This is a genomic window from Chryseobacterium lacus, assembly GCF_003336205.1.
GTDB lineage: Bacteria > Bacteroidota > Bacteroidia > Flavobacteriales > Weeksellaceae > Chryseobacterium_A > Chryseobacterium_A lacus.
On the sequence record NZ_QPIE01000001.1, the window covers coordinates 416,081 to 429,684 of the forward strand.

At 38.1% G+C, this 13,604-nt stretch carries 13 protein-coding genes, 1 rRNA gene and 1 pseudogene; 7 read left to right on the top strand and 8 right to left on the bottom strand.

Annotated features, from left to right (window positions below; all coding sequences use genetic code 11):
* The first annotated feature begins 40 nt into the window (after positions 1–40).
* Together ruvC and DQ356_RS02010 are read left to right on the top strand one after the other, a co-directional pair.
* Positions 41–595, top strand: a complete 555-nt coding sequence (gene ruvC / locus DQ356_RS02005; RefSeq protein WP_114302821.1) for a crossover junction endodeoxyribonuclease RuvC — start codon at positions 41–43, stop codon at positions 593–595.
* Between the two features lie 157 nt (positions 596–752).
* Positions 753–1,790, top strand: coding sequence for a DUF4407 domain-containing protein (locus DQ356_RS02010; RefSeq protein ID WP_228420596.1), 1,038 nt, complete (start codon positions 753–755; stop codon positions 1,788–1,790).
* A gap of 63 nt (positions 1,791–1,853) precedes the next feature.
* Here DQ356_RS02010 and DQ356_RS02015 read toward each other — a convergent pair whose 3' ends face one another.
* The 6 genes and pseudogenes from DQ356_RS02015 to DQ356_RS02040 form a co-directional block, all read right to left on the bottom strand.
* A complete protein-coding gene (locus DQ356_RS02015) occupies positions 1,854–2,417 on the bottom strand; it encodes an SCO family protein (RefSeq protein WP_114302777.1) in 564 nt (187 codons plus the stop codon).
* A gap of 8 nt (positions 2,418–2,425) precedes the next feature.
* Entirely contained in the window at positions 2,426–3,262 is an 837-nt protein-coding gene (locus DQ356_RS02020) for a formylglycine-generating enzyme family protein (protein WP_228420598.1), read from the bottom strand.
* Between the two features lie 40 nt (positions 3,263–3,302).
* A pseudogene (gene nirK, locus DQ356_RS02025) lies at positions 3,303–4,337 on the bottom strand (copper-containing nitrite reductase); the annotation flags it as partial.
* A 231-nt stretch (positions 4,338–4,568) separates the two neighbouring features.
* Positions 4,569–6,029: an IMP dehydrogenase gene (guaB, locus tag DQ356_RS02030; RefSeq protein WP_114302779.1), complete on the bottom strand. Its 1,461-nt coding sequence runs from the start codon at positions 6,027–6,029 to the stop codon at positions 4,569–4,571.
* Positions 6,030–6,121: 92 nt separating this feature from the next.
* On the bottom strand, positions 6,122–7,282 hold the full coding sequence (locus DQ356_RS02035) for a GlmU family protein (protein ID WP_114302823.1): 1,161 nt from the start codon (positions 7,280–7,282) through the stop codon (positions 6,122–6,124).
* A 106-nt stretch (positions 7,283–7,388) separates the two neighbouring features.
* Entirely contained in the window at positions 7,389–7,640 is a 252-nt protein-coding gene (locus DQ356_RS02040; RefSeq protein WP_114302780.1) for a type B 50S ribosomal protein L31, read from the bottom strand.
* A gap of 180 nt (positions 7,641–7,820) precedes the next feature.
* Here DQ356_RS02040 and DQ356_RS02045 point away from each other — a divergent pair, with 180 nt between their 5' ends.
* Genes DQ356_RS02045 through DQ356_RS02065 form a run of 5 tightly spaced genes read left to right on the top strand, consistent with a single transcriptional unit; the run spans position 7,821 to position 13,261 of the window.
* Positions 7,821–9,224 (top strand): hypothetical protein, encoded by a 1,404-nt coding sequence (locus tag DQ356_RS02045; protein WP_114302781.1) that lies wholly within the window; start codon positions 7,821–7,823, stop codon positions 9,222–9,224.
* Between the two features lie 11 nt (positions 9,225–9,235).
* Positions 9,236–9,562 (top strand): nucleotide pyrophosphohydrolase, encoded by a 327-nt coding sequence (locus DQ356_RS02050; protein ID WP_114302782.1) that lies wholly within the window; start codon positions 9,236–9,238, stop codon positions 9,560–9,562.
* 6 nt (positions 9,563–9,568) lie between these two features.
* Positions 9,569–10,798, top strand: coding sequence for a 3-phosphoshikimate 1-carboxyvinyltransferase (locus DQ356_RS02055; RefSeq protein WP_114302783.1), 1,230 nt, complete (start codon positions 9,569–9,571; stop codon positions 10,796–10,798).
* A gap of 6 nt (positions 10,799–10,804) precedes the next feature.
* On the top strand, positions 10,805–11,602 hold the full coding sequence (locus DQ356_RS02060) for an SDR family oxidoreductase (RefSeq protein WP_114302784.1): 798 nt from the start codon (positions 10,805–10,807) through the stop codon (positions 11,600–11,602).
* Positions 11,603–11,605: 3 nt separating this feature from the next.
* A complete protein-coding gene (locus DQ356_RS02065) occupies positions 11,606–13,261 on the top strand; it encodes a hypothetical protein (protein ID WP_317048679.1) in 1,656 nt (551 codons plus the stop codon).
* 75 nt (positions 13,262–13,336) lie between these two features.
* Here the strand turns inward: DQ356_RS02065 and DQ356_RS11430 are convergent, their stop codons facing one another.
* Together DQ356_RS11430 and rrf are read right to left on the bottom strand one after the other, a co-directional pair.
* Positions 13,337–13,411 (bottom strand): T9SS type A sorting domain-containing protein, encoded by a 75-nt coding sequence (locus DQ356_RS11430; protein ID WP_114302825.1) that lies wholly within the window; start codon positions 13,409–13,411, stop codon positions 13,337–13,339.
* A gap of 93 nt (positions 13,412–13,504) precedes the next feature.
* Positions 13,505–13,604, bottom strand: a 5S ribosomal RNA gene (gene rrf, locus DQ356_RS02075); the annotation flags it as partial.

Here is a 13,604-nt window from a genome sequence, read left to right on the forward strand (position 1 = left end):
AATGATTGAACAAAAAATTTTTAATCATTACATTTGTCTTGTGGAAAATGATAAAATAATTCTGGGCATCGATCCCGGAACTACCATTATGGGATATGGATTGATTTTGGTTAAAAAAAACAAAATGGAACTCCTTTCCCTTCATGAACTTATTCTGAAAAAATACCCGAATCATGAAACCAAACTGAAGTATATTTTTGATAAAACCTTGGCACTGATTGATGAATATCATCCGGACGAAGTGGCTTTGGAAGCACCTTTTTTTGGAAAAAATGTACAGAGCATGTTGAAATTGGGACGTGCACAAGGCGTTGCGATGGCGGCCTCGCTTTACCGAAATATTCCCATCACCGAATATTCCCCGAAAAAAGTAAAAATGGCCATCACAGGAAATGGAAATGCAAGCAAAGAACAAGTCGCAGGAATGCTGCAAAACTTGTTGAATCTGAAAGAATTTCCCACAAAATATTTGGATGCTACAGACGGATTAGCCGTTGCAGTGTGTCATCATTTCAATTCAGGAAATGCTGTAGGTGAGAAATCCTATTCCAGTTGGGCAAGTTTCCTGAAACAAAATCCTGATCGTATCAAATAATTTAATGATCGAAATTAATTTATCCTGTGTAAAGAACTTGCACAGAATTTACTTGGTTAAACATAATACTGTCTGTAACATTGTTCCGTTTTGTAAGACTTATCTTTAAATAAATTTTAAAATGATTCACACAAATTCTCCGATGTCCCGGCACAAAATGAACTGGTTTCAAAAATTCATGCTGATTTGTTCCGGAGGAAATCTTCATATCCTTAGAAAAACACCTTCCGAATGGAACAAGTTTTCCGGAATTGGCGGTGTGATTCTATTCACAGCAGTTTTCGCTTCGCTTTCCGGTGGTTATGCACTGTACACAATTTTTGATAACCTTTGGTATGCGATAGGTTTTGGAATATTATGGGGATTGATGATTTTCAACCTAGACCGGTATATTGTTTCATCTATCAAGAAAACAGGAACTTGGGGAAACCAACTGATAATGGCGATTCCCAGACTTATTCTGGCTACTTTTTTGGGAATTATTATTTCGAAACCGCTGGAACTTAAGATTTTTGAAAAAGAAGTGAATAAACAATTAAACACCATTATCCAGCGTAACAAAACGCAACTTCAGGCTGAAATGAACGCCAGAATTATGCAACAAAGCGGACCTTTTGAACAGGAAAAAAAACAAATCAACACAAAAATTCAGGAATATCAGAAAGCATTTGATTCCGCAGCAACTGAACTTGAAAAAGAAATTTTAGGAACTAAAACCCATCTTACTTCTGGAAAAACCGGATATGGGACCAATGCAAAAAGAAAGGAAATTCTGAAGCAACAGAGACGCACAGATTTGGAAAACTATCAAAAACAAATAGCGCCCCGTCTCCATTATCTGGACAAAGAAATTTCAAAAGTGTACAACAATATTGAAACCGAGAGAGCTAAGACCGAAACCGCCGAAGACCGTTTTAATGGTTTTGCAGCAAGGCTTCAGGCTTTGGATGAACTTGGGAAAAATTCTTCTGTCATTGCAGCGGCTTCAATGTTCATTATGGGATTGTTTATTTGTTTGGAAATATCCCCGGTTTTGGTAAAACTGATTTCTTCAGTAGGACCTTATGACCATCTTTTGGACAAAACCGAAAATGATTTCCGGCTTTATGCCAAAGAAAAAATGGAAAAGGGCAACACTGCTACTGATTTTCGCATTTCCAAATTCCGGAAAGACATTGAAAGCAATTCTGATTAATTCTTCATAAAAAACCTGCAGAAAGACTACGCTTCCTGCAGGTTTCAAAAAAACACAAATTGACTATAATTTATTAACGGTTTCTGCGATGCCGGAAGCATTTACGGTTCCTTCTGCCTGGCTCACCATTTCGCCGTTTTTGTTAAAAACAGTAATAATGTTGGAATGTGAAAAAACAACCGGTGAGATTTTCTTGTATTTTACGGCTAAAACATTGGCAAGTTCGCGGGTAGATTCCTTATCACTCCTCAAATAAATCCAAGGTTCTCCGTAGATATTTCTGGCTTTTGCATATTCTTTCAGAACTTCCGGTGTGTCATTTTCCGGATCAATAGTGACCATCACCAACGATGTTTCCTTCAGTTTCTTTTTATCAATCTTGGCATAAATATTCTGCATATCCGCTACCAACATCGGACACGCTGTTTGACAACTGGTGAAGATCAGTACTACAACAAGGTTTTTACCCTTCAAATCTCTGAGTTGTAATTCTTTTCCTTCTTCATTCTGCCATTTGGAATCCAGCAAAAATATAGAATCTGCGGAAATTTCTTCTTCAGGAGCAGGTTTGTCCTGACATGAAAATAATAAAACCGAGAAAAATAAAAGAATGATTAACTGTTTCATTTCAGAAATTATTGATTAATATCTTTCGCACATCTGAAACCCAGATTAGCGACTGTATAATTCGCTTTCAAGCTGGATCTGAACGCATACCGCATAAAGGCAGCATAGTTCAGAACATCCGTTACACTGGTTGCTGACGCTGCACAAAACAGACCTTTATCGTCCACTTTTCCGTTTCGGGAATCGGAAGTCGACATGATGGAATTAAAATCATCCGTCCATTCCCAAACCAAATCGAACATATTGTAAACGCCCCAATAATTGGGAGCCGACTGTTTCACGGGATTTTTCTCCCGGAATTTAACATGATACAGATTAATGATATTTTCGGAATAAGACACTTTATCTCGGGCGTTTGCCAACTCTTCATCGGCCATCGCCACAAATTCCCACTCATCTAAAGTAGGGAGTCTTTTACCTGCACTTTTCGCATAAGCCTTGGCTGCAAACCAAGAAACATAGGTAACAGGAGCATCAGGGTTTGCATTTTTCGGAAGCGTTTCATCATCCTGCCAATCCTGAAGATAGGTTTCATCTGCAAAAATGGCTTTCACATTGCTGCGTTTCCATTGCGGATTTTTCTTTACAAATTCCAGAAATTCTTTGTTCGTTACCTGCCTTTCGTCCAAAAGAAAATTGTTTACTTCCACCAGCGTGCTGTCTTCTCCATAAAAAGGTTGATATTTTCCGCCTTTTATAGAAACCATGTTTACATCTGTTTGAATTTTAACTAATTCCGAATCTTCTGTAACGGAAGTAATTTCTTGTTGCGAACTGGAATTTTCACATGAAAAAAGAAAAAAGAAACCACCAGCAATCAAAAATATTTTCAAAAGTTTAATCATAGTTGCTTCTTTTTTCTAAACACAAATGAAGATTTATTTATTTTACTTTATTATAAACTTTAGGATTTTTTTCACCTGTAACCACCAGTTTTCCGATGGCACCTTTGTGGAATGCTCTGAAAATGGAATGGTCAACAAGGATATATTCTCCAGGTTCTTCTACTTTAAATTCTACGATCACGGCTCCTCCGGCTGGAATAAGCGTGGTTTGTACATTTTCATTTATTTTGCTTCCTCCTTCTACATACACACGGTCAAAAATTTCTCCGATAACGTGGAATGATGATGCGAGATTCGGGCCTCCGTTTCCAACAAATAGACGTACTGTTTCGCCCACTTTTGCCTGAAGTGCGTTTTCGCCCATCAAAGCATTCTTTTTCCCGTTGAATACAACATAGGTTGGTTTTTCATCTACCCCTTTATCCTGATCAAATTCCTGAAATCCTTTTTCATCAGTTTTTCCTTTGGTATAGAAATCACCCTGCATAATGTAATATTCGCGATCCACTTTTGGAAGTCCTCCTTCTGGTTCTACGAGAATCATTCCATACATCCCGTTGGCAATATGCAAAGCAACAGGAGCTGCCGCACAGTGATAAACATACAGACCCGGATTCAGGGCTTTAAAGGTGAAAATCGCTTCTTTTCCAGGAGCTACATTGGTTGCTTCGGCACCACCACCAGGACCATTCACAGCGTGAAGATCAATATTGTGCGGCATTACGCTGTTGCTGGCATTTTTAAGTCGTAACTCAACTTCATCGCCCACTCTTATTCTGATAAAAGTTCCGGGAACGGTATTATTAAAAGTCCAGAATTTATACGTTACACCATCTGCCAGTTCTTGCTCGATTTCGGTTGCTTCAAGATTGACAATAATTTTCTTGGCACCACGATTTCCTACCGGTTCCTGAACGAATGGCGGAGCGAGAGCTTTCTGGGTTTCAGGTTCGCCACTTACCTGAATATCCATGGTATTGGTATTTGAGGACGATGCTTCCGAATTTGTTGTGTTTTGCTTGCACGCCTGAAATGTTAATAATACAACAGCCAGTGCACCTAAGATTTTTTTCATATTAATTTAATTTTTTTATTACGATTTTTAAACAGGACAAAGCTATCCTAATTAATTTATTTCGCGAAAATTTTGGGTATGAGATATGTCATTCACGTTGACCGCGATCTGTGCCGTACAATTCGGTTGAAAGAACCACTACATTTAAATAAAACCAATTAGTTTGATAAAATAAATGGTTTGTGAGAAACAGAAACCTGGTTTTTACATCTGAATTGGTTCCGTCAAAAGCTAAAATGAATAATTCGGAGCCTCTTGTGTAATGATAACATCATGAGGATGACTTTCTTTCAGCCCATTTCCGGTGATCATTACCATTTTGGAATCATTTTGCAAAGCGATAATATCTTTAGCTCCACAATATCCCATTCCTGCACGGATTCCTCCAGTAAGTTGGAAAATCACATCTTCAAGTTTACCTTTGTGTGGAACTCTTCCTTCGATACCTTCCGGAACAAATTTCTTCGCTTCACTTTGGAAATACCTTTCTTTGCCGCCTCTTTTCATGGCAGCGAGGCTTCCCATTCCCTGATAAGATTTGAATTTTCTTCCCTGAAAAATAATTTCGTCGCCCGGCGCTTCGTCTGTTCCGGCCAAAAGCGATCCCAACATCACTGCACCTGCGCCGCTTGCGATGGCTTTTACAATATCTCCTGAAAGTTTGATGCCGCCATCTGCGATTACAGCAACATTCTTGGTATTTGCATATTCAAAAACATTATAAATGGCTGAAAGCTGAGGAACACCTACACCGGCAACTACTCTCGTAGTACAAATAGAACCTGGACCAACACCTACTTTCAGAACATTGGCACCCGCATTAATCAGATCTTTGGCTCCTTCAGCAGTAACAATATTCCCTCCAACAATATCGAGATCAGGAAATGAATTTCTTATTTCTTTCACTTTTTCCAGAACTCCTTTGGAATGCCCATGAGCAGAATCTACTGCTATAATATCGACGCCGGCTTCTACCAGTGCGGCAACCCTTTCCATCGTATCTTCGCCCACGCCTACTCCTGCTCCAACAAAAAGACGCCCGTTTTGGTCCTTATTGGCATTCGGATATTCCAGTTGATTATCAATATCTTTAATGGTAATAAGCCCTACCAAACGATAATCCGCATCTACAATCGGCAGTTTTTCTACGCGGTTTTCCAGAAGGATTTTCTTGGCATCTTCGAGTGTGGTATTTTTCCCGGAAGTGATCAAATGATCTTTTGTCATCAGTTCTTCTACCTTCATTTCGAGATTTTCCTGATATTTCACATCGCGGTTGGTAATAATTCCGATCAGTTTATTGTCAGGATTTACCACGGGCAGCCCGGAAATTTTAAAACGGGACATCAGCTCTTTTGCTTCTGCCAGCGTATGATCTTTAGACAACGTCACCGGATCTGCAATCATTCCATTTTCGGAGCGTTTCACTTTATTAACATGAGAAGCTTGCTCCTCTATCGACATATTTTTATGAATAAAACCCAAACCGCCAACTCGTGCGAGAGCAATAGCCATATCTGCTTCGGTGACGGTATCCATAGCCGCCGAAACGATGGGAACGTTCAAAGTAATTTTATCGGTAAGTCGGGATTTTAAAGAAACCTGATTGGGTAAAACTTCAGAATATGAAGGAATAAGAAGAACATCATCGAAAGTGATGGCCTGCTCCGTAATTTTGTTGTGAATAGACATCTTTACTTTCTTGACAAAATTACTGCATTTATTTTGATTTTGAAAATTTTTAATGAAATGCTTTTATCAAAATATGTTAGCAAAAACCATTTTTAATACTGATTAAAAATATATTCCAGTATTTTTTTGTCCGCTTCCGAGAGTATAATTTTTCTTCTGATCATCGCTTTTTCTGCTACTTCAATGGCTTTTTCCAATTTAAATTTCTCATCGCCTTTCATGCCGCCCCAACTGAAGTTCTCCACCAGATTCGGAGGAAATCCACTTTTAAAAATATTGGCAGCAAGGCCTACTACTGTCCCGGTATTCAGTTGTGTATTGATGGCTGTTTTCGCATGATCTCCCATGATCAGTCCGGCAAACTGAAGTCCGGTATCGGTAAATTTTTTCGATTTATAATTCCAGAGTTTTACTGTAGCGTAATTATTTTTCAGGTTGGATGAATTGGTATCAGCACCCAAATTGCACCATTCGCCAATGACAGAATTCCCGATAAACCCATCATGACCTTTATTAGAGTACCCAAATATCACAACATTATTCACTTCGCCACCCACTTTGGAATGTGGGCCCACCGTTGTTGCGCCATAAATTTTCGCACCCAAATTAAATTTTGAATCTTCGCAAAGTGCAATCGGGCCGCGAAGATGGCAACCCTCCATAATTTCAGCGTTTTTTCCGATATAGATTTTTCCAGTTTTCGTATTTAAAGTTGAAAATTCAATTTGAGCACCTTCTTCAATAAAAAGATCTTCCGGATTTCCCAAAAATCCGTTGGTCGAAGATAACGGCTGAGAGGTTCTGCCCTTGGTTAATAATTCAAAATCAAAATCAATCGCTTTATGATTGTATGAAAACAAATCGGTAGGTTGTTTGAAAAACAGAAGTTCTTCGGTAATATCCGTCATTTTTTCAATCTGGCTCAGTTTGAAATTTTCCATATTTACTTTTGCTGCCAGCAATTCATCCTGATACACCAAAGCTTCTCCTTTGCGAAGGTTTTTTATTTGCTGAAGAACATCCGGTGTTGGCAGAAAATTCGGAACAAGAAACAGGCTTTCTCTTTTTTCAGGTTTCTGAAATTTTTCCTGCAAGAAATCTTCAGTGAGATAAGAAACTTCATCGATTGTCAACAATTTTTTCCAACGTTCGGAAAAAGTTAAAATTCCGCAGCGCATTTCGGCGATTGGGCGGGTAAAAGTAAGTGGAAGAAAATCTTCCCAATACTGAGCGTCTGAAAATACAAGCTGCATCCTTCTGAATTTTAAAAATAAAGTATCTGAAAATAACATTCAAAAATACAACAAAAAAGCCTTTCCTGATTTGGAAAAGGCTTTTAATTATTCCTGAATACGAAATTTATTTCGCGAATTTCTTGTATTTGTTCATGAATTTATCTACTCTACCTGCAGTATCTACCAGTTTTAGTTTTCCGGTATAGAATGGGTGAGAAGTGGATGAAATCTCCATTTTGATTAATGGATACGTTTCTCCTTCGTATTCGATAGTGTCTTTTGTTTCTGCAGTGGATTTGCAAAGAAACATCTCGTCGTTACTCATGTCTTTGAAAACAACAAGTCTATAGTTTTCTGGGTGAATTCCTTTTTTCATAATAAAAATTTTTAAAAATAAAAGTTTTGCTTCAGAAATAGTAATGGATATTCCTCTGCTAAATTTCAGATGGCAAAATTAATAATTTTTTTTAATATAACAACATGATTTTTAAATTTAAAAACTGAAGGTTACAGCTTTTTTCGTTACATTTGAATTCTGTTTAAATTTTTACTCGCAATGAAATACAAAATACTTCTGGCAGTGCTGTTTTGGGCAGGAATCCTGACTATTTCCTGCAATCGCGATGACATTGATTTTGATACGCCTTCGCAGGAGCTCAGATTTTCCACCGATACTGTTTTTTGTGATACCGTTTACCACCAAGTGCGTTCAGAAACGTACGCCGTAAAGGTATATAATGACGAAGACAAGGATATTATGATCCCAAAGATTGAACTGGGCCGAGGCGGAGCGTCTTTATATAGAATTAATATTGACGGTACTTCAGGATTTTCTTTTACCAATGTTCCCTTGAGAAAAAAAGACAGTCTGTATATTTTTGTAGAAATTGCACCTACAGCTTCCGGCCCGGAAATGATAGCTGAAGACAGAATTACCTTCACCACACCAGCGGCTTCACAACAAGTTACCTTATTTTCAGTAGTTCAGGATGCAGAATTTTTTGTTCAAACCAACACTCCCGGGTCCAATATTTTGACCGGAAATCACACTTGGAATAACAATAAAGTAAAGCTCATTTACGGAGATCTTTCCCTGGCTCCCGGTGCTACACTGAATGTACAGGCAGGGACGAAAGTTTATTTTTTCCGAAACAGCGGAATGAAATTACAGAACGGATCAGCATTGAATATTAACGGAGACCTGAACAGTGAAGTTATTTTTCGCGGAGACAGAAATGATCCGCGATATGATACGATTCCTAAAAACTGGAATTCAATCCGAATGGAAGCCGGTTCCATGCTGAATATGAATTATGTCAAAGTATATGGCGGAACTACGGGAATTGAAATGAAAGAAGCGCAGGCAAACATAAAAAATTCCATTATCCACACCTTTGATGAACATGGAATTATGGCCATCAATTCTGTTATAAATGCTGAAAACCTGGTGATGAATAATTGTCGATTCTCGGATTTTGGCATCTATAAAGGAGGCTCTTACCATCTCACCCATGTTACTTTAGCCAATTATTGGAATCTCGGCACCTTAGGAAACGGACAAGCATTATACGCCACCAATGAGTGGACAAATCCTAATGGACAAACGGAAACAGCACCGCTTACATTGAACATCCGGAATTCTATTCTGTATTCCCGATATCCAAATGCGGTGGATTTCAAGCCTGTTTCCGGACAGTCTTTTCAATATTTAATTCAAAATTCCCTGTTGAAATATGACGCTTCGGCCGGATTTAATTTTGACGGAAACCCGAATATTGTTGCTTCCCATCAGAATTTGGATCCGGAATTTGAAAATTATTATACCGAGAAACTCAATATGAGAGTAAAATCTACATCTCCGGCGAGAGGAAAAGGAAATACTTCTGTTGCGGCCACAGTACCTTTGGATCTTCAGAAAATTTCCCGAACTACTAATCCTACATTAGGAGCTTATCAATAAGTTTTTGACTCATGGAAATAACCAGCCTTCAGAAACAAGTAGATGAATGGATAGAAAAAGTGGGTGTCAGGTATTTTAATGAACTGACCAATATGGCGATGCTTACAGAAGAAGTAGGAGAAGTCGCTCGCATTATTGCCAGAAGATATGGCGAACAAAGCGAAAAAGAAAATGACAAAACGAGGGATTTAGGTGAAGAACTGGCGGATGTGCTTTTTGTTACGCTGTGCTTGGCCAACCAAACGGGAATCGATCTGCAAAAATCTTTTGACCATAAAATGAAAATAAAAACCCAACGCGACGCCGAACGTCACAAGAACAATATAAAACTGAAATAAAAGTAAATGCTTTTAAAAAAATCCAATTTACTTCATAATAAAACAATACAGATCTGCGGTTCGAAAAGTATTTCGAACCGTTTGCTGATCTTGCATTCTCTTTTCAGAAATATTAAAATTGAAAATACTTCCGATGCGCAGGATACTTTCCTGCTTCAACAGGCCTTGGAAAGTGAAAAAGATGTTATAGATGTTCATCATGCCGGAACTGCCATGCGTTTCCTGACCGCCTATTTTGCGCAAAAAGAAGGTCGAAACGTAGTTCTTACGGGTTCCGAAAGAATGTTACAACGCCCCATTAAAGATCTTGTGGAAGCATTGTTGGCCTTAGGAGCTGACATTCAGTATCTTGGCGTGGAAGGCTATCCTCCGTTGAAAATAACAGGGAAAAAGCTGAATCGGGACGAAGTTGTCATTCCTTCTGGGATTTCCAGTCAGTTTATCACCGCATTAATGTTGATTGCACCAAAACTCGAAAATGGCTTAACTATTCATTTAGAAGGGAAAATTACTTCTCGGCCTTACCTCGAAATGACACTGAAAACTTTGACCAGCATCGGGGTCTCGTATGAATTTGACGGAAGAAGCATTAAAATATCCCCATTGGATTTTGATCAAAAATTATCGAATATTTTTTATTTTGAGGTGGAGAGCGACTGGTCATCCGCTTCATATTATTACGCAATGGCCGCTATCGGCAGAGGAATTATTAATTTAAGAAACTTTCAGGCGCATTCTTATCAGGCTGACTCGAGAATCAAAGAAATTTACTGGGATTTTTTTGGTATCAATACGATTTCTGACGCTCAGGAACATCGGATTTCTATATGCCCGGAACCATTTGTTTTTCCAGAGATTATTAAAATAGATATGAACGACTGCCCGGATATTGTTCAAACGGTGTGTGTAACTGCGGCAGCTTTGCAAATTCCTTTTGAAATTACTGGACTCGAAACGTTAAAAATAAAGGAAACTGACAGGCTTCAGGCACTGCACAAAGAACTTCAGAAGATCGGTTGCGAAACGCAAATTACCGAAAACTCCATTGCTTCAGTACGATTTTTTGAGCCTGAAGAACCTATTTTTATTAAAACTTACAACGATCATCGCATGGCTATGAGCTTTGCGCCTTATTGCCTCAAGAAAGAAATTACCATTGAGGATGAAAATGTCGTTGAGAAATCTTATCCGAAATTTTGGGAAGATTTAAAGGAGATTCTTGATCCCATAAATTGATTCAAATTGAAAAAAACAATCATTATCACAGGAACATCGTCCGGAATTGGGAAACATCTGGCTGAATATTTTGGCCAAAAGGGGCACCGCGTGTATGGACTTAGCCGGAAAAATACGGAAAGTGATTATTTTAAAACGATTCCGACAGATATTACCGATGAAAAAGCTGTAGAAAATGCACTTTCTGAAATTTTGCTGTCAGAAAAAAGAATCGATTTTCTTATCAATAATGCAGGAATGGGGATGGTAGGAGCGGTAGAAGATGCCACGAAAGAAGATATCCGCAAGCTTTTTGATCTGAATCTTATAGGAGCTGTGCAGGTAATGAATGCTGTTTTGCCAAAAATGCGCGATCAAAAAGCCGGCAAAATCATTAATATATCCAGTATCGGAAGCGAAATGGGATTGCCTTTTCGGGGATTTTATTCCGCTTCCAAAGCTGCTTTAGACAAGGTAACAGAAGCGATTCGATATGAAGTTTCGCCTTGGAATATTGATGTTTGTTCGCTTCATTTAGGCGATATTAAAACAAAAATTGCCGATCATCGTGTGATGAGTACTGTTTCGGAACCATACAGAAGTACTTTTAATAAAGTATTCGCTTTGATGAACTCTCACGTTGACCAAGGAACGGAAACCGCTGAAGTGGCTGAATATATTGAGCGTCTTCTGAATAAAGAAAATTGGAAAGCGCATTATTATTTCGGGAAGTTTGGGCAACGAATCGGGGTTCCGCTGAAATGGATTTTACCTCAAAAAACATTTGAAAAACTGATGAGAAAATACAATCAATTTTCTTCATGAATTTTGAAACAGAATATTACCGTAATCGTTGCGTTTATAATCAATATCGCTAAATTGAAATCTGCTGTCGTCTTCCTCATTTTCCTTACAAGTGTTTTATTTCAGGCACAGGAAAGGGAATTTTGGTTGATTGATACAGAAACACAACAGAAGAAAATCGTTAAAGATTCTGTTTCCGCAGTGAAATTTCTGGATTCTCTTTCTAAAAATCATTTCATTTTTACCGAATTAAAAAATGTAAAAAAAGTAGGCTTACGCACTGAAATCTATTATGATAAAGGGCAAAATTTCAATGAAGCTTTTGTTCAGCTTTCCGACAGTTTGTCATCGGAACTGAAAATAGAAAAACAATTTTACACCAAAAACCTTGATTCTTTAAAAAAAGAAATCAACAAAAAGTACATCGATCAGGGCTTTGCGTTCAGCCGAATTCAATCGAAATATCTCGGAAAACAAAATGGGAAACAAAAGGTAGAACTTACTGTAGTGAAGGATCAGAAACGGTTGATAGATGGATTTGTCATCAAAGGATATGAAAAAGTACCTTCCAGATTTGTCAAAAATATAGAAAAAGAATTTCGAGGAAAAAAGTATGATGAGAAAAACCTTCTGGCCATCAACCGAAGTTTGCAAAACCATACTTTTGTTTCGCTGGAACGCCCTCCACAAACGCTTTTTACCCGAGATTCCACCAATATTTATCTTTTTCTTCAAAAGAAAAAAGTCAATTCTTTTGATGGAATTGTCGGTTTTGGGAATGATAAATCAGAAAAATTCACCTTCAACGGAACCCTGAACCTGAATTTTAAAAACATTTTCAATGGTTTTGAAAGCATTTCGCTATTCTGGCAAAGAAATCCGGACAGAGGCCAGACTTTCGATTTGCAAACCGATATTCCTTACCTTTTTAAATCCAACGTTGGTGTTAATATGAACCTGAATATTTATCGCCAGGATTCTACTTATGCAAATGTAAAAATACTTCCAGCAGTTTATTATCACCTGAATAATCGGCAGAAAATAGGGCTTCGCGGTACTTTTGAAACTTCCACGGTGATGGATTCTCTTTATATTCAGGGAAAAGATTACAGCAAAAAAGGAATTGGGATTTGGTATGATTATACTGAACCGACGGAAATAGAGCTTTTTTTATATAAAACAAGGATTCGTGCGGAGGCAGATTTACTTTCTACACATTATTCCAAAGAAGAAATTACTGCCGGACAAACCCGTTATTTTCTTCTTGCCGAAAGAAATTTTTATTTGGGCGGTCGTCATTATCTAAATATAAAAGGAGAATCTGCCTTGTTAAATTCCGAAAACGAACTCAGCACCAACGAGCTTTTAAGATTTGGCGGCTGGAATTCTATGCGGGGTTTCAACGAAGAATCTCTATTTGCGGATTTTTATTATTATGGCAAAGCAGAATATCGTTATTTAGTGAGTAATCAAGCGTTTTTTGACACTTTTCTACAGTATGGTGAACTGAGCAGCAAAGCACTTGGTTTGAGACCTAAGCTCTACAGTTTCGGGCTTGGATTTAATTTCTTTCTGCCCATCGGACTCATGAGTTTCCAGATTTCCAACGGAAGCGAATTCGGCAACGAAATCCGTTTCAGTGATACAAAGATTCATTGGGGAATTTTGACGAGGTTTTGATTTAAGAAACATTAGCTGACCCTCTATTTTCAATCAGTTTGTTTAAAAAATTCCTCCTTATGAGAATAAAGATGATTATTTTTTGATAAACTTTTCTGTCTTCCACTTATTTCCGCTTAAAAACTTAATAAAATAAATTCCAGGTTTCAGAACTGTAAATCAAATTTCTGTTTGCTTTCAAGAAAGATAAAGGCAACTAAAAACAAAAAAAGCTCACCAAAGCAAATTGGTGAGCTTTAAAAAAACTGGCGGCGACCTACTCTCCCGCGTTAGCAGTACCATCGGCGCTAGAGGGCTTAACTTCTGTGTTCGGAATGGGAACAGGTGAGCCCCTCTGCTAAAA

Coding starts and splice junctions, on each gene's coding strand:
- DQ356_RS02010 (WP_228420596.1), top strand. CDS start 753: ATGAACTGGTTTCAAAAATTCATGCTGATTTGTTCCGGAGGAAATCTT.
- DQ356_RS02015 (WP_114302777.1), bottom strand. CDS start 2,417: ATGAAACAGTTAATCATTCTTTTATTTTTCTCGGTTTTATTATTTTCA.
- DQ356_RS02020 (WP_228420598.1), bottom strand. CDS start 3,262: ATGATTAAACTTTTGAAAATATTTTTGATTGCTGGTGGTTTCTTTTTT.
- guaB (WP_114302779.1), bottom strand. CDS start 6,029: ATGTCTATTCACAACAAAATTACGGAGCAGGCCATCACTTTCGATGAT.
- DQ356_RS02035 (WP_114302823.1), bottom strand. CDS start 7,282: ATGCAGCTTGTATTTTCAGACGCTCAGTATTGGGAAGATTTTCTTCCA.
- DQ356_RS02040 (WP_114302780.1), bottom strand. CDS start 7,640: ATGAAAAAAGGAATTCACCCAGAAAACTATAGACTTGTTGTTTTCAAA.
- DQ356_RS02045 (WP_114302781.1), top strand. CDS start 7,821: ATGAAATACAAAATACTTCTGGCAGTGCTGTTTTGGGCAGGAATCCTG.
- DQ356_RS02050 (WP_114302782.1), top strand. CDS start 9,236: ATGGAAATAACCAGCCTTCAGAAACAAGTAGATGAATGGATAGAAAAA.
- DQ356_RS02055 (WP_114302783.1), top strand. CDS start 9,569: ATGCTTTTAAAAAAATCCAATTTACTTCATAATAAAACAATACAGATC.